The organism is Streptomyces sp. NBC_00009, assembly GCF_045040855.1.
Taxonomy (GTDB): domain Bacteria; phylum Actinomycetota; class Actinomycetes; order Streptomycetales; family Streptomycetaceae; genus Streptomyces; species Streptomyces aureus.
Genome location: NZ_CP108312.1, coordinates 3,450,922 through 3,470,917 on the forward strand (window position 1 = coordinate 3,450,922; position 19,996 = coordinate 3,470,917).

The window sequence follows — 19,996 nt, forward strand, 5'->3', positions numbered from 1 at the left end:
AAGTCCGTGCGCGAAGGGGCAGTTGAGGCGCCACCAAAAAAGGCATGCTGCCGAAAAGGCCGGCCGCCGAAAATAACCGGTCGCCGAAAGGGCGTGCTGCCGAAGCGGCGTCAGGAGCGGGAGACGTTCCGCTCGTAGACCAGGCGCAGGCCGATCAGCGTCAGCCACGGCTCGTGCTCGTCGATCACCGCGGCCTCACCGAGCACCATGGGCGCCAGGCCTCCGGTGGCGATGACGGTCACGTCGTCCGGGTCGTCGGCGAGTTCGCGCGCCATGCGGGTCACGACGCCGTCGACCTGGCCCGCGAAGCCGTACAGGATGCCGGACTGCATGGCCTCGACGGTGTTCTTGCCGATGACGCTGCGCGGGCGGGCGATCTCGATCTTGCGGAGCTGGGCGCCCTTGACGCCCAGGGCCTCCACGGAGATCTCGATGCCGGGGGCGATGACGCCGCCGGCGTACTCCCCGCGCGCGGAGACCGCGTCGAAGGTGGTCGCCGTGCCGAAGTCGACGACGATGGCGGGCCCCCCGTAGAGCTCGACCGCCGCCACCGCGTTGATGATGCGGTCGGCGCCGACCTCCTTGGGGTTGTCCATGAGGATCGGGACGCCGGTCTTGATGCCGGGCTCCACGAGGACCGAGGGCACGTCTCCGTAGTAGCGCCGGGTGACCTCGCGCAGCTCGTGCAGGACCGATGGGACGGTGGAGCAGATCGCGATGCCGTCGATGCCGTCGCCGAGTTCGTCGCCGAGCAGCGGGTGCATGCCCATCAGGCCCTGGAGGAGCACAGCGAGTTCGTCGGCGGTGCGGCGGGCGTCGGTGGAGATGCGCCAGTGCTCGACGATCTCCTCCCCGTCGAACAGGCCGAGGACGGTGTGCGTGTTGCCTACGTCGATGGTGAGCAGCATGGCGACTACTCCGCCGCGCGCAGGTCGAGGCCGATGTCCAGGATCGGCGACGAGTGGGTCAGCGCGCCCACCGCGAGGAAGTCGACGCCCGTCGCGGCGTACTCGCGCGCGTTCACCAGGGTCAGCCGGCCCGAGGACTCCAGGAGGGCGCGGCCGCCCACGATCGCGACCGCCTCCTGGGTCCGGGCGGGCGTGAAGTTGTCCAGGAGGATCAGGTCGGCGCCCGCCTCGACGACCTCGCGCAGCTGGTCCAGGGTGTCGACCTCGACCTCGACGGCGAGGCCGGGGAAGGACTCCCGTACGGCCTTGAAGGCCTGCGCCACGCCGCCGGCGGCGACCACGTGGTTGTCCTTGACCAGGGCCGCGTCGGAGAGCGACATGCGGTGGTTGACGCCGCCGCCCATGCGGACGGCGAACTTCTCCAGGGAGCGCAGGCCGGGCGTCGTCTTGCGGGTGTCGCGGACCTTCGCCGTGGTCCCCTCCAGCGCGTCCGCCCACGCGCGCGTGGCGGTCGCGATGCCGGACAGGCGGCACAGGATGTTGAGGGCGCTGCGCTCGGCGGTCAGCAGGTCGCGGGTGCGGGTGGTGACGCTGAGGAGCTTCTGCCCGGCGGTGATCCGGTCGCCGTCCTCTGCGTGCCGCTCGACCTCGAACTCGTCCGTGCAGACCACGGAGAGCACGGCCTCGGCGACGCGCAGGCCCGCCACGACGCCGTCCTCGCGGGCGATGAAGTCGGCGGTGGCGACGGCGTCCTCGGGGATGGTGGCGACTGTGGTGACGTCCACGCCGCCGGTAGCCATGTCGAGGTCTTCGGCGATGGCCATGTGCGCGATGTCCTCGACCTCCACGGGGTCGAGCCCCGCGTCGGCCAGGAGCTGGGAGAGGGCGGGGTCGAGGCCGCACTCCATCATGTCGGCGTCGGCTCCGCCGCAGCCGCAGCCGTCGCCGCAGCCGCCGCTCTCGGCGAGGGGGAGGTCGGGGGTACTCACGTCTCTCACTGCTCCTGCTGGTTTGTACGGCACTCGGGGCGGGTCGGGGGGAATTCTGCGGTGGGCGTGGTGTGCGCGGCCAGGGTCCGGTCGGGATTCAGCCGTACGACGATGTGGCAGCGCCATGCCGCGTCATCGCGGTCGGCGTGGTCCTCGCGCCAGTGGCAGCCGCGGGTCTCCTCGCGGCGGCGGGCCGCGGCGACGAGGACGCGGGCGACGCACAGGAGGTTGGTGGCCTCCCAGGTGTCGACGCCGGGCTCCGCGGTCTTGCCGTTCTCCGCGAGGGCGCCCGCCGCTTCGGCGTGGATGCGGCCGAGTCCCGCGGCGGCGTCGGCGAGGGAGTCCGCGGAACGCAGCACGCCGGCGCCCTGCGTCATGACGCGCTGGATGGCGAACCGCGCCTCGGGCGGCATCAGGGGATGGGTCGGGGTCTCCGGGTGCGGGACGGGCGCGGGCACGCGCGCGTGGAGACCGTTCTCCCGGTGGCTCGCGGCGATGTCGTCCGCGATGCGCTCGGCGTAGACCAGGCCCTCCAGAAGGGAGTTGGAGGCGAGGCGGTTCGCGCCGTGGACGCCGGTGCAGGCGACCTCTCCGCACGCGTACAGGCCCGGGACCGTCGTGCGGCCCTGGAGGTCCGTGCGGACGCCTCCGGAGGCGTAGTGCGCGGCGGGCGCCACGGGGATGGGCTCGGTGACCGGGTCGATGCCGTGGGTGCGGCAGGCGGCGAGGATCGTGGGGAACCGGGTCTCCCACATCTCGGCGCCGAAGTGCCGGGCGTCCAGGTACATGTGCTCGGCGCCCAGCTCCTGCATGCGGCGCGTGATGCCCTTGGCGACGATGTCGCGGGGCGCCAGCTCGGCCAGTTCGTGCTGGCCGACCATGAAGCGGACCCCGTCGGCGTCGACGAGGTGGGCGCCCTCGCCGCGTACGGCCTCGGAGACCAGCGGCTGCTGGCCCTCCGCGTCCGCGCCGAGGAAGAGCACGGTCGGGTGGAACTGCACGAACTCCAGGTCGGAGACCTCCGCGCCCGCGCGCAGGGCGAGCGCGACGCCGTCGCCGGTGGAGACGTGCGGATTGGTCGTGGCGGAGAAGACCTGGCCCATGCCGCCGGTCGCGAGGACCACGGCGGGCGCGAGCGCGGCGCCGACGCCGTCGTGCTGGCCCTCCCCCATGACGTGCAGGGAGACGCCCGCCGTGCGGCCGTCGGCGTCCGTGAGGAGGTCGAGGACCAAGGCGTTCTCGACGGTCCTGATGCCACGCGCGCGTACCGCCTCGACGAGGGCGCGGGAGATCTCGGCGCCGGTGGCGTCGCCGCCCGCGTGCGCGATGCGGCGGCGGTGGTGGCCGCCCTCCCGGGTGAGCGCGAGGGCGCCTTCGGCCGACTCGTCGAAGTGGGCGCCGGTCGCGATGAGCCGCCGTACGGCGTCGGGGCCCTCCGTGACGAGGGTGCGGACCGCTTCCTCGTCGCACAGGCCCGCTCCCGCGACGAGCGTGTCGTCGAGATGCTGCTCGGGGGTGTCGCCCTCGCCGAGCGCCGCGGCGACGCCGCCCTGTGCCCAGCGCGTGGAGCCGTCGTCGAGACGGGCCTTGGTGACGACGACGGTCCGCAATCCGGCCGCCTGGCAGCGCAGGGCCGCGGTGAGCCCGGCGACACCCGAGCCGACGATCACGACATCGGCGGTGACGGACCAGCCGGGCGCGGGCGCGTGCAGGCGTATGCCGGTCGCTGTACCGGTGGCTGTGGTCCCTGTGGCACTCATACGGGAGCTCCGAAGGTCAGGGGGATGTTGTCGATCAGCCGCGTCGCACCGACCCTGGCGGCGACGGCGAGCACGGCTTCTCCGGTGTAGCCGCGCTTCACGTCGGTGAAGTCGGCCGGGTCCACGAGGGCGAGGTAGTCCAGCGTGAGCGGCGGCCGGACGCGGGCGGCCTCGTCGAGGACCTGACGGGCCGCGGCGCGGACGGCTTCGGGGCCGCCGGGCGATGCCTTCGCGACGGCGTGCGCGTCGGCCGCGGCACGGGCCTCGCCGATCGCGTTCAGGGCATCGGCACGCGCGTGCGTGGAGGGCGCCTCGTGGGCACGCGCGCGCAGGGCCTCCTGGGCGGCGTGCCGGTCGCGGCCGGCGAAGAGCGCCTGGGACAGGGCGAGCGCGGTGCGCCGCTCTTCGGCGGAGAGGTAGCGGTTGCGGCTGGAGAGGGCCAGGCCGTCGTCCTCGCGCACGGTGGGTACGCCGACGATCTCCACGGGGAAGTTCAGGTCGCGCACCATGCGGCGGACCAGGGCGAGCTGCTGGGCGTCCTTCTGCCCGAACAGCGCGATGTCGGCCGCGGTCAGGTGCAGCAGCTTGGCGACGACGGTGAGCATGCCGTCGAAGTGGCCGGGTCGCGAGGCGCCTTCGAGGCGTTCGCCCATGGGGCCCGCGGCGACGCGGACCTGGGGCTCGCCGCCGGGGTAGACCTCGTCCGCGGAGGGCGCGAACACGACGTCGGCGCCCGCCTGTTCGGCGATCTTGACGTCGGAGTCGAGGGTGCGCGGATAGCGGTCGAGGTCCTCGCCCGCGCCGAACTGGAGCGGGTTCACGAAGACCGTCGTCACCACTTCGCCGTCGGCGCCCGCGATCGAGCGGGCCGTGCGGATCAGTTCGGCGTGGCCGTCGTGCAGGGCGCCCATCGTCATGACGACGGCGCGCCGGCCCGCACGCGTGCGCGTGCGCAGTTCATCGGCGGTGTGCAGCAATGTGGTCATCGCTTGTCTCCCTCGGCGCCGTCGGCCAGGACCCCCAGCAGGTCCTCGGCGAGTTCGGGCTTGAGCAGGCCGTGCGCGAGGGCACGGTCGGCGGTGGCGCGGGCCATCGCCAGATACCCGGCGACGGTCCCGGGCGCGTGCTTGCGCAGCTCGGCGACATGGGCGGCGACCGTGCCCGCGTCCCCGCGCGCGACGGGCCCGGTGAGCGCCGCGTCACCGGACCTGAGGACGTTGTCGAGGGCCGCGCCGAGCAGCGGGCCGAGCATCCGGTCGGGGGCTTCGACACCCGCGGTCCGGAGCAGTTCCATGGACTCGGCGACCAGCGTGACCAGGTGGTTCGCGCCGAGGGCGAGCGCCGCGTGGTACAGCGGGCGCGACTCCTCGCGGATCCACTCGGGCTCGCCGCCCATCTCGATGACGAGCGCCTCCGCGGCGAGCCGCAGCTCCTCGGGCGCAGTCACGCCGAAGGCGCAGCCGGCCAGCCGCTGTACGTCTACGGGGGTGCCGGTGAACGTCATGGCGGGGTGCAGCGCGAGCGGCAGGGCGCCGGCCCGCAGCGCGGGGTCGAGCACCTTCGTGCCGTAGCGCCCCGAGGTGTGCACGATCAGCTGTCCCGGGCGTACGGAACCGGTCTCGACGAGCCCTTCCACGAGGCCGGGCAGCGCGTCGTCGGGCACCGTGAGGAGCACGAGTTCGGCGCGTGCGAGGACCTCGGCGGGCGTCACGACGGGGACGTCGGGCAGCATGAGTGCGGCCCGGCGCACGGATGCCTCGGAGACCCCGGAGACGGCGACCGGGCGGTGCCCCGCGAGGGCCAGGGAGGCCGCGAGGGCGGGGCCGACACGGCCCGCGCCGACCACTCCGACGGTGAGCCGGGCGGGGCGGTCCCTTGGGTCGGTGGGTTCGGGTCGAGGAGGTGCGTTCACAGGACGACGGCCTTCCGTTCCAGTCCGCTCGGGGTACCGGACGATTTCTCGTCATGTTAACGCGATCTGCTCCACGGGCTCCGGCCCCGTGGCCGGAGCCCGTGGAGCCAGTCACAGGCTGTGGGCAACCGCACGCGCGTACGACATCATCGGCAGATGACGGAAAGCGAAGAGCGGGAGAACCCCGCGGCGGACGACGCGACGAAGGCGCGGGAGCGCCGCGCCGCGGCCGTGCGGGGCGCCGAGCGGATCCTGGGCGTGCACGGCCTCGACGCCACCATGGGTGAGCGTCTGACGGCCCTCACGGAGGCCGCGTGGTCGGTCGCCGACCCGGGCAGGACCGGCGATCTGTACGGCGACGGCATCGTCGCCGACCTGGAGGAGCGCGTGGCGGGGCTCCTCGGTACTGAGGCGGCCGCCTACTTCCCCACCGGCACGATGGCGCAGCAGGTCGCCCTGCGCTGCTGGGCGGGCCGTACGGGGAGCACGACGGTCGCCCTGCACCCGATGGCACACCCGGAGCGGCACGAGCGCGGCGCCTTCAGCGCGCTGAGCGGCCTGCGCACCGTCCACCCGACGACCGAGCCGCGGCTGCCCGATGCCGACGAGGTGCGCGACTTCGCCGAGCCCTTCGGCGCGCTGATGCTCGAACTGCCGCTCCGGGACGCCGGTTACGTACTGCCCACCTGGGACGAGCTGGTCGCCGTCACCGAGGCTGCCAGGGAACGGGACGCCGTCGTGCACTTCGACGGGGCGCGCCTGTGGGAGTGCACCACCCACTTCGGGCGCTCCCTGGCCGAGATCGCCGACCTCGCCGACAGCGTGTACGTGTCGTTCTACAAGACCCTCGGCGGCCTCAGCGGAGCGGCGCTCGCCGGGCCCCGGTCGTTCATCGAGGAGGCGAAGACCTGGCGCCACCGCTACGGCGGCCAGCTCTTCCAGCAGTTCCCCGCGGTGCTCTCGGCCCTGGTCGGCCTGGAGCGGGAGCTGCCGCGTGTGCCCGAGTACGTGGCCCACGCGCGCGTGGTCGCCGAGGCGCTGCGCGAAGGCTTCACCGAGGCCGGGGTGCCGTGGGTGCGGGTGCACCCCGAGGTGCCGCATACGCACGAGTTCCAGGTCTGGCTGCCGTACGCCTCCGAACGGCTCGACGAGGCGTCGGTGACGCAGGCCGAGCAGACGCGGACGTCGCTGTTCCGGCGCTGGCACGAGCAGGGTCCTCCGGGGCTTTCGTTCACCGAGGTCACGGTCTCCGCGCGCGGGCTCGAATGGACCGCCGACGACGTCCGCGCGGCCGTCGCGGACTTCGTGGCACTGATCCCCCCGGAGACCGCCGCCCAGGACGCCTGACCGGCGTCCGTCAGGGACCGGCGGGTCAGCAGCCCGCCGCGCCGCGGTGCGGGTGGATCAGGCGGGACAGGGCCGCCCGGATCCGGCCGTGCGCCGGGCGGCCGGCGATGACCGCGCGGAAGCGGCGGTAGTCGCGCAGCTCGCGGATGGTGCTCCAGTCGTGGACGCCCGGCGCCGGCGGGGCGGGCTCTCCGTGCAGGGAGGCGCGGTAGACATCCAGTGCGTACTGCTGATTGATGCTCATGACGTACCCCTCACTGGTCTTCTCATTGTCACGTCATGACCAGGAATACGGCCATTCGGAGAGCTTTATTTGCTTTGCAGGGCTTTATTGGCACTGTTTGGCATTCATCGCTCTTTGCCGCTTCGGTCCGACCTAAAGGAGACTCCGCCCGGCGGCCCCGCCTGGTCACGTGGATTGACGGGAGCCGTCAATCGAGAACTCGGTTGTCCGACCCTGCGTGCACCATGGGGTCATGAGCGTGAGCATCGACATCAGCAGGCTGGCCCCGGAGCGGATCAGTGTCGTGCCCTCACCCCTGGCCGAGCTGGGCATGGCGCTGCACGCGCTGGCCGAGCCCGCGCACCACCCGGGGCTCCAGGGCTGGACGACCGCGGTGTCCGCGCGCCTCGACCCGTGCCTCGCGGACCGGCTCTGCGAGGCGGACTTCCTGTGGCGGGCGACGTTCTCGGACGTGTTCGCGCCGTTCGCCGGGATCCCGGGCCGGGCCACCCTGCCCGGCGCCACCCTCGCCGAGGAGCTCGACCTGCTCGACAAGCTGACCGACCGTCAGTTCGTGGACGCGGCACTCGAGTTCACCTGCCAGAACAGCTACGCGCTGCGCGGGGCCAACCCGCTGGACGACCCGGACATGCGCCGTCGCGCCCTGGACCTCGCGGCCACGCGCGGGCTGCCCCAGATCCAGTTCACCCAGCGGCTCCTGGACGACCCGCCCGCCGTGCGCGCCTGGTTCCGCCGGCTCGTGGAGGACTGCGAGGAGGCGTTCTTCGCGGACATCTGGGCCCGCGTCCACCACGAGCTGGCGGCCGACGCCCGGCACAAGACCGAGCTCCTGAGGCGCAAGGGCCTGGCCGAGGCACTGACGGCGGTGTCGTCGGTCGTCACGCTCGACGAGACGGCGAAGCTGATCACCGTCGACAAGATCACCGTGGGCCGCACGACCACGGAGGACGGCGGCCTCGTCCTCGTGCCGACCACCCTCGGCTGGCCGCACCTCATGGTGCTGCACCGCTTCGGATGGCAGCCGGCGATCACGTATCCCGTCGGCTCACCCGGCCTCACCACACCGGCGACCGTCGAGCAGCTCACGCGCCGGATGACGGCCCTCGCGCACCCCGTACGCATGCGCCTGTGCCGCCACCTCGCACGCGGCGCGTACACGACGAGCGAGCTCTCCGACGCGCACGGGATGACGGCACCGGAGATATCCCGGCACCTGACCGTGCTCAAGAAGGCGGGCCTGATCACCACGCGCCGCCGGGGCCGCTACGTCCAGCACCAGCTGGATCTGACGGCCGTCGCCCGCCTGGGCAGCGACTTCATCGAGGGCGTACTGCGCTGACCGCCCGGGAAGGTCAGACGGCTCCTCCGCCGGCCCGGACGAGCCCCGTCTCGTAGGCGAGTACGACGACCTGGACGCGGTCGCGCAGGTTCAGCTTGGTGAGGATGCGGCCCACGTGCGTCTTCACGGTCGCCTCCGACAGGACGAGCCGGGCGGCGATCTCGCCGTTCGACAGGCCCTGCGCGACGAGGATCATGACCTCGCGCTCGCGCTCGGTGAGCCGGCCGAGCTCGGCGAGCTGCGGCTCCTTCCCGGAGCTGGGCAGCATCGGCGCGAAGCGGTCGAGCAGCCGCCGCGTCGTCGACGGCGCGACCACCGCGTCGCCGCTGTGCACGGCCCTGATCGCGCCGAGCAGCTCGCCGGGCGGCACGTCCTTGAGCATGAACCCCGACGCCCCGGCCTTCAGCCCCGAGAAGGCGTACTCGTCGAGGTCGAACGTCGTCAGGATGAGCACCTTCGGCGGGTTCTCCTCCAGGCAGATCCGCCGGGTCGTCTCCACGCCGTCCAGCTTCGGCATGCGGACGTCCATCAGGACCACGTCGACCGCCGTGCCGCGCAGCACCTCCAGAGCCTCGACCCCGTCGCCCGCCTCGGCGACGACCTCCATGTCCGGCTGGGCGTCGAGCACCATCCGGAAGCCGGTGCGCAGCAGCACCTGGTCGTCGACGAGCATCACGCGGATCGCCATGAAGGGGGTCCCTTTCGGTACGTGTACGGGGTCGGGTTCAGTACGTGTACGGCGTCAGTGGGCGGGCTTGAGCGGCAGCAGCGCGCTGATCCGGAATCCGCCGCCGGGGCGCGGTCCCGCGTCGAGCGTCCCGCCGACCATACCGACGCGCTCCCGCATGCCGATGAGTCCGTGCCCGCGGCCGTCGGCGCCCCCGTCCTCGTACAGCTCGTGCGGGGCGCCCTTGCCGTCGTCCTCGACGAGCAGGCCGAGGCCGTCGTCGAAGTAGACGAGCCGGACGCTCGCGCCCGCGTTCGAGCCGCCGTGCTTACGGGTGTTGGTGAGCGCCTCCTGCACGATGCGGTACGCGGTCAGCTCGACTCCGCTGGGCAGCGGGCGCGGGGTGCCCTCGACCTTGAAGTCGACGGGCAGGCCCGCGGTGCGCACCTGCTCGATCAGCTCGTCGAGCTGCTCGACGTCGGGCTGCGGCACGTACTCGCCGCTCTCCTGGTGCTCACCGGTGCGCAGCACTCCGAGCAGGCGCCGCATCTCGGCGAGCGCCTGCCGGCCGGTCCCGGAAATCGTCTCCAGGGCCTTCCTCGCCTGCTCGGGAGCCGTGTCCATGACGTACGCGGCGCCGTCCGCCTGCACCACCATCACCGACACGTTGTGGGCGACGACGTCGTGCAGCTCGCGCGCGATCCGGGCCCGCTCGGCGGCGACGGCGACCTTCGACTGGGCCTCGCGCTCCTTCTCCAGACGCGCGGCGCGCTCCTCCAGCTGCGCCAGGTAGGCGCGGCGCGTGCGGACGGAGTCACCGAGCACCCAGGCCAGCGCGAACGGCACTATCTGGAAGACCGTGATCAGCACGTTGCCCGCGGTGCTCGTCTCGTGCATCGGCCAGCGCAGCTGCGAGAGAGGCGCCGCGCACAGGCCGCCGATGAGCGCGAATCTGGACGCCCAGCGCGGGCTGTCCGCCGCCACTGTGTAGATGATCACCAGCATGGCGAAGTCGGCCGGCTGCACGCGGACGTCCGCGACGAGCTGGAAGACGCCCACGACGGCGATGAGGACCAGCATCCGCTCGGGAACGCGCCTGCGCAGGGCGACGGCCAGGCTCAGCGCCAGGACGACGGGGATGCCCAGGAGGCGGGCGTCGCCCTGCATGTTCTCCTGCCCCGCGATCAGACTCATGCCGGAGACCCCGAGGAGGACGACGGCCCAGAAGCTGTCGACCCACGTCGGGTGTCGGCGGAAGAAGTCGTAGAGGCGCTGCACGTAACCCAGCGTAAAGAAGCGTGCAGTGTGCAGAGGTCAACCGGAGGATCGATCCGAGTACCGCCGGCGTACTCCCCAAGGTGGAGGCCGCCCCCTTCTCCACGCCTAGGCCTCTCGTTCTTCTCCACACCTAGGCCTCTCGTTCGGATCGGGCTGGATCAGGGAGCGGGGTCCGCTGCAGATGCGCGTGCCGGACCCCGCGTGCCCAGCCCGGTCCAAACGAGAGGCCCTAGCCTTTTCCCTGTGACGAACGAGCGGTGGGGTGCGGGGCGTGGGTGGCGCGAGGCGACGGAGGAGGCGCTGTACGGGCCGTGCGGCTTCTATCGCAGGCCCGAGGGGCCCGCGGGGCATTTCCGCACGTCGGTGCATGCGTCGCCGCTGTTCGCCGGAGCCGTCGCGCGGCTTCTGTGCCGGGTGGACGAGGCGCTCGGGGGCCCGCCGGAACTCGCCTTCGTCGACATGGGCGCGGGCCGCGGCGAGCTGGTGACCGGCGTCCTGGGGGCGCTGCCCGCCGACGTGGCGGCCCGCACGCGCGCGTACGCGGTGGAACGGGCGGAGCGTCCCGCCGGCCTCGACCACCGCATCGAGTGGTGCGCACACCCCCCGAAGGAGGTCACCGGACTCCTCTTCGCGAACGAGTGGCTCGACAACGTCCCCCTGGACGTCGTCGAGGCCGACGCTTTTGGGGTGCCGCGCCACGTCCTCGTGCAGAAGGACGGGACCGAGGCGCTCGGGGAGCCCGTGGTGGACGGGCCGGAGGCGGAGTGGCTGGCCCGGTGGTGGCCGCTCGCCGGTGAACCGGGGCTCCGCGCGGAGATCGGCCTCCCCAGGGACGCCGCCTGGGCCGCGGCCGCGGGGACGCTGGAGCGCGGTGCGGCGGTCGCCGTCGACTACGCGCACTCCCGGGATGCCCGGCCCCCTTTCGGGACGCTCACGGGCTTCCGCGAGGGCCGTGAGACGCCGCCCGTGCCGGACGGCTCGTGCGACATCACGGCCCATGTGGCGCTCGACGCGTGCGCGCTCCCGGGCGCCCTGCTGCCCACGCAGCGCGCGGCCCTGCACGCCCTCGGGGTGAGCGGCGGCCGTCCGCCGCTGTCGCTCGCCTCCAGCGATCCGGCGGCCTACGTGCGGGCCCTGTCCAAGGCGGGCGAAGCCGCCGAGCTGACCGCGGCGGGCGGGCTCGGCGACTTCGGCTGGCTGGTGCAGCCCGTGGGCGTACGGGCGCGGGACCTGCTACTTGTCGATGTCGCCGACGACGAAGAACAGTGACCCGAGGATCGCCACCATGTCCGAGACGAGCGTGCCGGGCAGCAGTTCGGTGAGCGCCTGGATGTTGTTGTACGAGGCGGACCGCAGCTTGAGCCGGTACGGCGTCTTCTCGCCCTTGCTGACCAGGTAGTAGCCGTTGATCCCGAGCGGGTTCTCGGTCCACGCGTACGTGTGGCCCTCGGGCGCCTTGAGGACCTTCGGGAGGCGCTGGTTGACGGGGCCGGGCGGCAGCTCGGCGAGCCGGTCCAGGCAGGCGTCGGCGAGGTCCAGGGCGTTGTGGGTCTGCCCCAGGAGGACCTCGAAGCGGGCCAGGCAGTCACCCTCGCGCCGCGTGACGACCTTCAGGGTGTCCTGGAGCTCCCCGTACGCGAGGTACGGCTCGTCGCGGCGCAGGTCGAAGTCGACGCCGGAGGCCCGGGCGATCGGACCGCTCACTCCGTAGGAGTGCACCGCCTCCGGGGACAGCACGCCCACGTTGCGCGTGCGGCCGCGGAAGATCTCGTTGCCGAGGACCAGGTCGTCGTACACGTCCATGCGCGAGCGCACCGAGGCGACCGCCGCGCGTGCGCGGGTGGTCCAGCCGGCCGGCACGTCCTCCTTGAGGCCACCGACGCGGTTGAACATGTAGTGCATGCGGCCGCCGGACATCTCCTCCATGACGTTCTGGAGTTCCTCGCGCTCCCGGAAGGCATAGAACACCGGGGTGATTCCGCCCAGTTCGAGCGGGTACGAACCAAGGAACATCAGGTGGTTGAGGACCCGGTTCAGCTCCGCGAGCAGGGTGCGCAGCCACACCGCGCGCTCAGGGACCTCCATGCCGAGCATCCGCTCGACGGCGAGGACGACCCCGAGTTCGCTCGAGAAGGCGGAGAGCCAGTCGTGGCGGTTGGCCAGCATCACGATCTGCCGGTAGTCGCGGGCCTCGAAGAGCTTCTCCGCGCCGCGGTGCATATAGCCGATGACCGGCTCGGCCTGCTGGATGCGCTCGCCGTCGAGCACGAGGCGCAGGCGCAGCACCCCGTGCGTGGACGGGTGCTGCGGGCCGATGTTGAGCACCATGTCGGTGGTCTCGGCGGCGCCGCCGATGCCGACCGTGGTCTCCGTCGTGGGCGTCATGGGAACAGTGTCTCGTACGTAGGGTGGGTGCATGGAAACGGGGACTGAGGGGACGGCGGCTCCGAGGGCGGGAGCCGGGGCGGAGCCGGTGTGGACCGGGCTTCCCAGGGGGCTGCTGAAGGTGCGCAGGCTGCTGCTCGTGCTGTGGCTCGTGCCGCTGACGGTGGCGGTGGGGGTGCTGCTCGGGGTGTTCGCCGGCGGCGTGTGGGCGGCGTTCGCGCTGCTGCCGCTCGCCGGGCTGCTGTGGGGATGGCCGATGCTCGGGCGCAACTGGCGCTCGTGGCGCTACGCAGAGCGCGCCGACGACCTGCTGATCAGCCGGGGCGTGCTGTGGCATGAGGAAACGATCGTGCCGTACGGGCGCATGCAGCTCGTCGAGGTCACGTCCGGGCCGCTCGAGCGGAAGTTCGGGCTCGCGAGCCTCCAGCTGCACACGGCGGCCGCGGCGACCGACGCCACGATCCCCGGCCTGACGCCCGCCGAGGCCGAGCGCCTGCGCGACCGGCTCACCGAACTCGGCGAGGCCCGATCGGCGGGGCTGTGACCGCCCCGGACGTCCACGAGGACGTACGGGACCAGGATCTGACCGCCGAGGCGCGCGAGCGGCGTCTGCACCCCGTCACGCCGCTGCGCCGGGCCTGGGCGCCCGTCGCGATCGTCCTCGGCTGGGCCGTCCACGACCTGAACGAGGCGCAGCGCAGGCTCGCCCAGCTCACCGCGACCACCCTCCTCATCGGCATCGCCGTACTGATCCCGGCCGCCGCCCTCTACGGGTTCCTGACCTGGTGGTTCACGCACTTCTCCGTCACCGACGCCGAACTGCGCATCCGTACGGGCCTGCTGTTCCGCCGCACCGCCCACATCCGGCTCGACCGGATCCAGGCCGTGGACGTCACCCAGCCGCTGCTCGCCCGCTTCGTGGGCGTCGCCAAGCTCAAACTGGACGTCATAGGCGCGGACAAGAAGGACGAACTCGCCTATCTCGGCGAGCGCGAGGCCCGCGAGCTGCGCGCCGAACTGCTCGCCCGCGCGGCCGGGTTCGCGCCCGAGACCGTGCGCGACGTCGGCGAGGCACCGGCCGAGCAGATCCTGCACGTGCCGCCCCGCATGCTCGCCGTCGCGCTCCTGCTCACCGGCGCGCCCTGGGCGATGCTGCTCGCCGCGGTCGTCGTGCCGACGCTGCTGTGGTTCGCCACCCACAACCTGTGGACGGTGCTCGCCGTGGCCGTCCCGCTCGCGGGCGGCGCCGGCACGAACAGCGTGGGCCGCTTCATCAAGGAGTACGACTGGACGGTGGGCGAGTCGCCGGACGGCCTGCGCATCGACCACGGCCTCCTCGACCGCGACCACGAGACGGTGCCACCGGGACGGGTGCAGACCGTACGGATCGTGGAGCCGCTGCTGTGGCGGCGGCGTGGCTGGGTGCGCGTGGAGCTGGCCGTGGCAGGCTCGTCGAACTCCGTCCTCGTGCCAGTCGCGCCGCGCGAGATCGCGGAGGGTGTGGTGGAGCGGGTGCTTCCGGGGGTGACGGTGCCCGGCCCGGAGGCGCTGACCCGGCCGCCGAAGCGCGCGGCGTGGTGCGTGCCCGTGTGGTGGCGGGGCTACGGGCTCGTGACGACCGACGCGGTGTTCGCGTCCCGGCACGGTCTGATGCGGCGGCGGCTCGCGCTGGTGCCGCACGCGAAGGTGCAGAGTGTGCGGCTCACGCAGGGACCCTGGGAGCGGTTCCGGGGCGTGGCCGACGTCCATGTGGACACGGGCGCCAACAAGACGGTGACGGCCCGGCTGCGGGACGCCGGGGAGGCGGCGGAACTCCTGCGCGCCCAGGCGGACCGCTCACGGACGGGACGGAAGGTGGCACGGCCCGACCGCTGGATGGCCCCGTGAGGGCGGCGGCATGACGATGGGGCGGGGCCCCGGTGTGACACACACCGAGGCCCCGCCCCATTTACGTCGTACGTGCTTACGTCTCCTCCGTACGTGCGTCTCCGCCGTACGTGCTTACGTTCTCCCTCGCCGGAACCTACGCCCGCATCGCTGACCGCAGCTCTGCCACGTCGATCTGTTCCGTCTCGTCGTGAGCGGTCAGGTCGATGACCTGACTGACGCCCTCGGCCGAGGTCGCGGCGTCGGCCTGCTTGAACTCGGCCTCCGCGTCCGCCTTGTGGAGTGCGAGCGCCTCCTCGCCGACGACATCCGCGAGGTCCGTGTTCTGCACGGCCTCCAGGGCCGCGGGCGCCACGCCCTTCGTACCGAAGAAGTCGAATCCGCCCTCGACCAGAGGCCGCCGCACCGCCGCGGGCGGCACGACCGCCGCCGCGGCCGGCACGGTGAAGTGGCCGGGGACGCCGGACGGCAGGGCGGCCACGTGCTCGTGCTCCGGTGCGCGGGCCGCCTCGGGCTTCCCCTGCGGCTCACCGCCCTCGGGAGCCTCGGCCTTCGGGCCCTCGCCCCGCGGGGGGTTCGCGGCGCGCGCCATACGGTCGAGCGCGGCGTTCGCCCGCAGATAGAGCACCGGAGAAGTCACCGGTGCGCCGGCCGATGTGGCGCGCTGCCCCGGGACGAGCTCGGCGCCGGGTGCCGGGGAGGCGGCCGCGGGCAGCGCACGCGCCGGGGCCGATGCCTCTATCGCGAGCTGCCTGCGGCCTTCCAGGGCGCTGGCACGCTCCGTCTCCGCGGTCGCGTAGCGCCGCAGCAGGGCCGCGTGCTCGTTGCGCAGGGCCGCCAGCTCCGTGCGCTTGCCGCGCAGCTTCGCCTCCATCTTGAAGCGCAGCTCACGCGACTCCTCGAGGTCCGTCTCGAGCTCGGCGACCCGCTCGTCGTGGCGCCATTCGTCGCTCACCCGCGACCGGTTCAGCTCGGCGACGCGCTTGCCCGCCAGCCGGTCCCAGCGGCGCATGACGACCGCGCCCACCACGGCGGCGCAGGCGACAGCACCGACCAGGCCGCGCAGCACGAGCGGCTCCGCGGTCAGCCAGGCGCCGGCCGCGCAGACGAGCGGGACGCCTGCGATCGCCGAGGGGGGAAGCAGCCTGTGCAGGGGTGGGGAATGGCGGTGACGTCCACGTGGCATGGCCAGAAACTTACCGCGCGTAGGCGAATCGTGGTGCCCCGGCAGCCAAAATCCCGTGGTCTTCTGTCCCGCCACTCCCATTCACCCCTGAAATCAGCGCCTTTGCCGATCAGTCCCTCAGCGGACCGTTCAGTTCTTCAGGAGGCCCTTCGACTGGAGATACTCCTTGGCCACATCGGCCTCCTTCTGGCGATCCGCGTCGACCTTCCGGTTGAGCTCGACGAGATCGCCGGTCGTCAGCGTCTTGGTCAGCTTCCCGAGTACGGCGGCTATCTCCTTGTCGCCCGCGTCCTTGGTGTTCACGACCGGAACGATGTTGTCCGCGTTCTGGAGCTTCTTGTCGTCCTCCAGGAGCACCAGGCCGAAGTTCTTCAGCGTGGCGTCCGTGGTGGTCGTCAGAACCAGCTGGTCCTCACCGTTCTTGACGGCCTGCTTGGCCTGCGTGGTGCCGACGCCCTTGGGGTCGATCCCGCTGACCTTGATGCCGTACGTCTTCTCGAGACCCGGGGCGCAGAAGGGCCGCTTCTCGCATTCGTCACCGGCCGCGATCTTGACCTTCTGGCCGGACTTGCCGAGGTCCGAAAGGGTCTTCAGGTGGTGCTGCTTCGCGTAATCCGCGCTCACTGCGAAGGCGTTCTGGTCGACGGCCTCTCCGGCGTCGAGCACGGTCAGTCCCTCGGGCCCGGCGAGTCCGCGCAGCGCCGTGACCGTCGCATCAAGATCACTTGAGGCGACGGGCTTGGCGTCCGCGCCGTTCTTCTTGAGATTGAGGAATTCCGCGAGCGTCGCCGCGTATTCGGGAACGACATCGATGGCGCCCTTGGCGAGCTGGGGCTCGTAGATCTCGCGGTTCTCGACGGTCTTGACCGAGGCGGAGTATCCGGCGTCGGCCAGAGCCTGCTTGTAGAGCTCCGCCATCACCTTCGACTCGGTGAACCCGGCGGCGCCGACGACGACCGTGCCCTTCTTGCCGCTCCCCGCCGAGCCGGAGCCGGCCTTGTCGCTCTTGCCGCCCTCCAGGCTGTCCCCGCCGCACGCGGTGAGTCCGGTGGTGAGCGCGCCGACGGCGACCGCCGCCACGGCGATCCGTCGCGTTCTGCTGTTCATCGTTGTCCACCCAATCGAAAGCCGGAATGATCGAAAAGCCGTAACGAGATATCAAGTTGGCGTCCCGCCCGCCGCGGCGCCCGTCGGGGGTTCAGCCCGCCGCGCCGCCCGGCCGGGTCTCAGCGCGCCGCGCCGGAGCGGCCCGGATTGGGGCCTCCCCTGCTCGAGCGGAGCCGAGAGCTTGGGGAAGGATTCAGAACCCGCCCCGCGCCCGCCAGGACGCCCTCCACGAGCAGTGCGAGCAACGCCACCAGGACCGCGCCGGCGACCACCTGAGGAGTGTCCTGGAGGTTGAACCCGGCCGTGATGATCCGCCCGAGCCCGCCCTTGCCGGCCATCGCGGCGAGCGTCGCCGTGGCGATCACCTGCACCGCCGCCAGCCGGATCCCGGTCATGACCATCGGATACGCCAGCGGGAGTTCGACCCGCCGGAACACCTGTCCCCCGCTCATCCCCATCCCCCGCGCCGCCTCCACGACAGCCCGGTCGACCTCGCGCATCCCGATGTAGGCGTTGGTCAGCAGCGGCGGCACCGCGAACAGCACGAGCGCGATGAACGTCGGCAGGTCCCCGTGCCGGCCCAGCGGCGTCAGCGTGAGCAGGACGAGCACCGCGAGCGTGGGCACCGCGCGGCCCGCGTTCGAGATGTTGACCGCGAGGCCGCCGCCCTTGCCGATGTGCCCGAGCCACAGCGCGAGCGGCAGGGCGATCAGGCAGGACACGGCGAGGGTGACGCCGCTGAAGTACAGATGCTCGGCCAGGCGGTGCCACACCCCCTTCTCGCCCTGCCAGTTGGCCCCTGTCGTCAGCCAGTCGTAGGCCCCCGATATCGCGCTCATGCCGCCTGCGCCGCCTTCTCCTTACGTCGCTCCGTGTCGCCGGAGCCGCCACCCGGGCGGTCCGGACTGCCGGAGCGGTCCGTGCGTCTGCGTATGCGGGACGTCCCGGACGCGACGCGGGTCCAGGGGGTCAGCCACCGCTGGAGGCCGAGCAGCAGCAGATCGGCGCCCACGGCGAGGAGCACGCACAGCACGGACGCCGTGAACACCTGCGCCTTGAAGTCGGTTCTCTGCCCTACGAGGATCAGCGTGCCCAGGCCGCCGTAGTCGACGATCGCGCCGACCGTCGTCAGCGCGACCGTGGAGACCGTGGCGATCCGCACGCCCGCGAGCATGGCGGGCAGCGCCAGCGGCAGTTCGACCTCCCACAACAGCCGGACCGGCCCGTACCCCATGCCGCGGGCCGCTTCCCTGGCCTCGTCCGGCACGGCCTGGAGGCCCGCCAGGAAATTCCGCACCAGGATCGTCAGGGTGTAGAGGACGAGTCCGGTGATCACGAGCGAGGCGGAGAGCCCGAACAGCGGGAGCAGCAGCGAGAACATGGCCAGCGACGGGATCGTGTAGAGCACCGTCGTCAGGCCGAGCACCGGGCCCGCGAAGGCGCGCCGGTGGCGGGCCAGGAGGGCCAGCGGGAAGGCGATCAGCACGCCGATCACAACGGAAGCGGCCGTGATGCCGATGTGCTGGACGACCGCGTCGACCAGCTCCGGCCTGCGGGTGCGCAGGTATTCCCCGCACACCCACTCATTGGTCACCATGCAATTGGGACTGCTCACCCGCCCCACCTCCCCCGAATCCCCGTACATATGTCCTGAAACCGCTCGCGCGAGCGCCTGATTCCGACTGCGGACGACCCTAGCCCCCACCACTGACAATCGCCGAGACCCCTCGTCACGACGCAACATGGCCTTCACACAGCGGCCGCCCGCAGGCGGCGACTGCCCGGCACAATGGGGACCCATGATCCGGTTCGAGCACGTCACCAAGCGCTACGCCGACGGGACAACGGCCGTCGACGACCTGTCCTTCGAGGTGAACGAGGGGGAACTCGTCACGCTCGTCGGCCCGTCGGGCTGCGGCAAGACCACCACGATGAAGATGGTCAACCGGCTCATCGAACCGAGCGAGGGCCGGATATTGCTCGACGGCGACGACATATCCGGCATCGACCCCGTCCAACTCCGGCGCCGCATCGGCTATGTGATCCAGCAGGTCGGCCTCTTCCCGCACAAGACGGTCCTCGACAACACGGCGACCGTCCCGCACCTCCTCGGCGTCAAGCGCGCCAAGGCCCGCGAGCGCGCCGCCGAACTCCTCGACCTCGTCGGACTCGACCCGCGCACCTTCGGCGACCGCTACCCCGACCAGCTCTCCGGCGGACAGCGCCAACGCGTCGGCGTGGCAAGGGCGTTGGCGGCGGATCCGCCCGTACTCCTGATGGACGAGCCGTTCGGCGCGGTCGACCCGGTCGTGCGCGAACACCTGCAGAACGAGTTCCTGCGCCTCCAGCAGGCCGTGCGCAAGACGGTCCTGTTCGTCACCCACGACATCGAGGAGGCCGTCCGGCTCGGCGACCGGATCGCCGTGTACGGGCAGGGCCGGATCGAGCAGTTCGACACCCCGTCGACCGTCCTCGGCGCCCCCGCGACCGAGTACGTGGCCGACTTCGTCGGCGCGGACCGCGGCCTCAAGCGCCTGTCCGTCACGCCCATCGAGGAGAGCGACCTGGAGCAGCCGCCCGTCGTGCATCTCGACGACCCGCTGCCGGCGAAGCTCGACGCCCCCTGGGCGGTGGTCCTCGACGGCGACAACAACCTGCACGGCTGGATCTCCGCGGAGCACGCGCGCGTGCACAGCGGCACGGTCCGCGAGCATGCCCGCCGTATGGAGGCGTGGCTGCCGGTCGGCGCCACCCTCAAGCAGGCGTTCGCCACGATGCTCCAGCACGACGCGGGCTGGATCGCCGTCATCGACGAGCACAGCGAGGGCCGCTTCCTCGGCGTCCTCACCCCCGCGCGGCTGCACGAGGCGCTGCGCCGCTCGACGGCGGCGGACGCCCGGGACATCCCGCGCGCGGAGGTCGAACTGGAGACGGTGACGGGGGCCTGACGGTTCGTGAGCCCCGAAGCGTGAGCCCCCGGAGCCCCC

19 protein-coding genes are annotated in these 19,996 nt (G+C 72.2%); 6 read left to right on the plus strand and 13 right to left on the minus strand.

Annotation, left to right across the window (positions count from 1 at the left end; all coding sequences use genetic code 11):
• Positions 1-110: 110 nt before the first annotated feature.
• Genes OHA58_RS15415 through OHA58_RS15435 form a run of 5 tightly spaced genes read right to left on the minus strand, consistent with a single transcriptional unit; the run spans position 111 to position 5,569 of the window.
• Positions 111-908 carry a type III pantothenate kinase gene (locus tag OHA58_RS15415; protein WP_405479221.1) on the minus strand — a complete coding sequence of 266 codons (798 nt, stop codon included), beginning with the start codon at positions 906-908 and terminating at the stop codon, positions 111-113.
• 5 nt (positions 909-913) lie between these two features.
• Positions 914-1,897: a carboxylating nicotinate-nucleotide diphosphorylase gene (gene nadC, locus OHA58_RS15420; protein ID WP_405479222.1), complete on the minus strand. Its 984-nt coding sequence runs from the start codon at positions 1,895-1,897 to the stop codon at positions 914-916.
• Positions 1,898-1,902: 5 nt separating this feature from the next.
• A complete protein-coding gene (locus OHA58_RS15425) occupies positions 1,903-3,657 on the minus strand; it encodes an L-aspartate oxidase (protein WP_405479223.1) in 1,755 nt (584 codons plus the stop codon).
• Complete coding sequence (gene panC, locus OHA58_RS15430) at positions 3,654-4,643, minus strand: pantoate--beta-alanine ligase (RefSeq protein WP_405479224.1); 990 nt, start codon at positions 4,641-4,643, stop codon at positions 3,654-3,656. Before panC ends, OHA58_RS15425 begins: the two co-directional genes overlap by 4 nt.
• On the minus strand, positions 4,640-5,569 hold the full coding sequence (locus OHA58_RS15435; RefSeq protein WP_405479225.1) for a Rossmann-like and DUF2520 domain-containing protein: 930 nt from the start codon (positions 5,567-5,569) through the stop codon (positions 4,640-4,642). Before OHA58_RS15435 ends, panC begins: the two co-directional genes overlap by 4 nt.
• A 156-nt stretch (positions 5,570-5,725) precedes the next feature.
• Here OHA58_RS15435 and OHA58_RS15440 point away from each other — a divergent pair, with 156 nt between their 5' ends.
• Positions 5,726-6,916 carry a threonine aldolase family protein gene (locus OHA58_RS15440; RefSeq protein ID WP_405479226.1) on the plus strand — a complete coding sequence of 397 codons (1,191 nt, stop codon included), beginning with the start codon at positions 5,726-5,728 and terminating at the stop codon, positions 6,914-6,916.
• 25 nt (positions 6,917-6,941) lie between these two features.
• On the opposite strand, the gene OHA58_RS15445 is transcribed toward OHA58_RS15440, so the two are convergent.
• Positions 6,942-7,160: a hypothetical protein gene (locus tag OHA58_RS15445; RefSeq protein WP_405479227.1), complete on the minus strand. Its 219-nt coding sequence runs from the start codon at positions 7,158-7,160 to the stop codon at positions 6,942-6,944.
• Between the two features lie 232 nt (positions 7,161-7,392).
• Here OHA58_RS15445 and OHA58_RS15450 point away from each other — a divergent pair, with 232 nt between their 5' ends.
• Positions 7,393-8,499 carry a DUF5937 family protein gene (locus OHA58_RS15450; RefSeq protein WP_405479228.1) on the plus strand — a complete coding sequence of 369 codons (1,107 nt, stop codon included), beginning with the start codon at positions 7,393-7,395 and terminating at the stop codon, positions 8,497-8,499.
• A 13-nt stretch (positions 8,500-8,512) separates the two neighbouring features.
• Here OHA58_RS15450 and OHA58_RS15455 read toward each other — a convergent pair whose 3' ends face one another.
• Both OHA58_RS15455 and OHA58_RS15460 read right to left on the minus strand, forming a co-directional pair.
• Complete coding sequence (locus OHA58_RS15455) at positions 8,513-9,187, minus strand: response regulator (RefSeq protein ID WP_405479229.1); 675 nt, start codon at positions 9,185-9,187, stop codon at positions 8,513-8,515.
• A gap of 54 nt (positions 9,188-9,241) precedes the next feature.
• Positions 9,242-10,444: a sensor histidine kinase gene (locus tag OHA58_RS15460; RefSeq protein ID WP_405479230.1), complete on the minus strand. Its 1,203-nt coding sequence runs from the start codon at positions 10,442-10,444 to the stop codon at positions 9,242-9,244.
• Positions 10,445-10,687: 243 nt separating this feature from the next.
• Between OHA58_RS15460 and OHA58_RS15465 the strand changes: the two genes are divergently transcribed.
• Positions 10,688-11,713 (plus strand): SAM-dependent methyltransferase, encoded by a 1,026-nt coding sequence (locus OHA58_RS15465; RefSeq protein WP_405479231.1) that lies wholly within the window; start codon positions 10,688-10,690, stop codon positions 11,711-11,713.
• On the opposite strand, the gene OHA58_RS15470 is transcribed toward OHA58_RS15465, so the two are convergent.
• Positions 11,678-12,829, minus strand: coding sequence for an NADH-quinone oxidoreductase subunit D (locus OHA58_RS15470; RefSeq protein ID WP_405479233.1), 1,152 nt, complete (start codon positions 12,827-12,829; stop codon positions 11,678-11,680). The two genes, OHA58_RS15465 and OHA58_RS15470, sit on opposite strands and share 36 nt — an antisense overlap.
• 31 nt (positions 12,830-12,860) lie before the next feature.
• Here OHA58_RS15470 and OHA58_RS15475 point away from each other — a divergent pair, with 31 nt between their 5' ends.
• Together OHA58_RS15475 and OHA58_RS15480 are read left to right on the plus strand one after the other, a co-directional pair.
• Positions 12,861-13,373: a PH domain-containing protein gene (locus OHA58_RS15475; protein ID WP_405479234.1), complete on the plus strand. Its 513-nt coding sequence runs from the start codon at positions 12,861-12,863 to the stop codon at positions 13,371-13,373.
• Entirely contained in the window at positions 13,370-14,716 is a 1,347-nt protein-coding gene (locus OHA58_RS15480) for a PH domain-containing protein (RefSeq protein ID WP_405479236.1), read from the plus strand. The genes OHA58_RS15475 and OHA58_RS15480 overlap by 4 nt, the downstream gene beginning before the upstream one ends.
• A gap of 136 nt (positions 14,717-14,852) precedes the next feature.
• On the opposite strand, the gene OHA58_RS15485 is transcribed toward OHA58_RS15480, so the two are convergent.
• The 4 genes from OHA58_RS15485 to OHA58_RS15500 all read right to left on the minus strand — a co-directional run bounded on the left by OHA58_RS15485 (position 14,853) and on the right by OHA58_RS15500 (position 18,624).
• Positions 14,853-15,902, minus strand: coding sequence for a hypothetical protein (locus OHA58_RS15485; protein WP_405479237.1), 1,050 nt, complete (start codon positions 15,900-15,902; stop codon positions 14,853-14,855).
• 129 nt (positions 15,903-16,031) lie between these two features.
• Entirely contained in the window at positions 16,032-17,009 is a 978-nt protein-coding gene (locus OHA58_RS15490; RefSeq protein WP_405479239.1) for an ABC transporter substrate-binding protein, read from the minus strand.
• 119 nt (positions 17,010-17,128) lie between these two features.
• A complete protein-coding gene (locus tag OHA58_RS15495; RefSeq protein WP_405479241.1) occupies positions 17,129-17,848 on the minus strand; it encodes an ABC transporter permease in 720 nt (239 codons plus the stop codon).
• On the minus strand, positions 17,845-18,624 hold the full coding sequence (locus OHA58_RS15500; RefSeq protein WP_405479242.1) for an ABC transporter permease: 780 nt from the start codon (positions 18,622-18,624) through the stop codon (positions 17,845-17,847). Before OHA58_RS15500 ends, OHA58_RS15495 begins: the two co-directional genes overlap by 4 nt.
• A gap of 184 nt (positions 18,625-18,808) precedes the next feature.
• On the opposite strand from OHA58_RS15500, the gene OHA58_RS15505 reads away from it, so the two are divergent.
• On the plus strand, positions 18,809-19,957 hold the full coding sequence (locus tag OHA58_RS15505; protein WP_405479243.1) for an ABC transporter ATP-binding protein: 1,149 nt from the start codon (positions 18,809-18,811) through the stop codon (positions 19,955-19,957).
• Positions 19,958-19,996: the final 39 nt, after the last annotated feature.

Coding starts and splice junctions, on each gene's coding strand:
- OHA58_RS15415 (WP_405479221.1), bottom strand. CDS start 908: ATGCTGCTCACCATCGACGTAGGCAACACGCACACCGTCCTCGGCCTG.
- OHA58_RS15425 (WP_405479223.1), bottom strand. CDS start 3,657: ATGAGTGCCACAGGGACCACAGCCACCGGTACAGCGACCGGCATACGC.
- panC (WP_405479224.1), bottom strand. CDS start 4,643: ATGACCACATTGCTGCACACCGCCGATGAACTGCGCACGCGCACGCGT.
- OHA58_RS15440 (WP_405479226.1), top strand. CDS start 5,726: ATGACGGAAAGCGAAGAGCGGGAGAACCCCGCGGCGGACGACGCGACG.
- OHA58_RS15445 (WP_405479227.1), bottom strand. CDS start 7,160: ATGAGCATCAATCAGCAGTACGCACTGGATGTCTACCGCGCCTCCCTG.
- OHA58_RS15450 (WP_405479228.1), top strand. CDS start 7,393: ATGAGCGTGAGCATCGACATCAGCAGGCTGGCCCCGGAGCGGATCAGT.
- OHA58_RS15455 (WP_405479229.1), bottom strand. CDS start 9,187: ATGGCGATCCGCGTGATGCTCGTCGACGACCAGGTGCTGCTGCGCACC.
- OHA58_RS15470 (WP_405479233.1), bottom strand. CDS start 12,829: ATGACGCCCACGACGGAGACCACGGTCGGCATCGGCGGCGCCGCCGAG.
- OHA58_RS15475 (WP_405479234.1), top strand. CDS start 12,861: ATGGAAACGGGGACTGAGGGGACGGCGGCTCCGAGGGCGGGAGCCGGG.
- OHA58_RS15485 (WP_405479237.1), bottom strand. CDS start 15,902: ATGCCACGTGGACGTCACCGCCATTCCCCACCCCTGCACAGGCTGCTT.
- OHA58_RS15490 (WP_405479239.1), bottom strand. CDS start 17,009: ATGAACAGCAGAACGCGACGGATCGCCGTGGCGGCGGTCGCCGTCGGC.
- OHA58_RS15495 (WP_405479241.1), bottom strand. CDS start 17,848: ATGAGCGCGATATCGGGGGCCTACGACTGGCTGACGACAGGGGCCAAC.
- OHA58_RS15505 (WP_405479243.1), top strand. CDS start 18,809: ATGATCCGGTTCGAGCACGTCACCAAGCGCTACGCCGACGGGACAACG.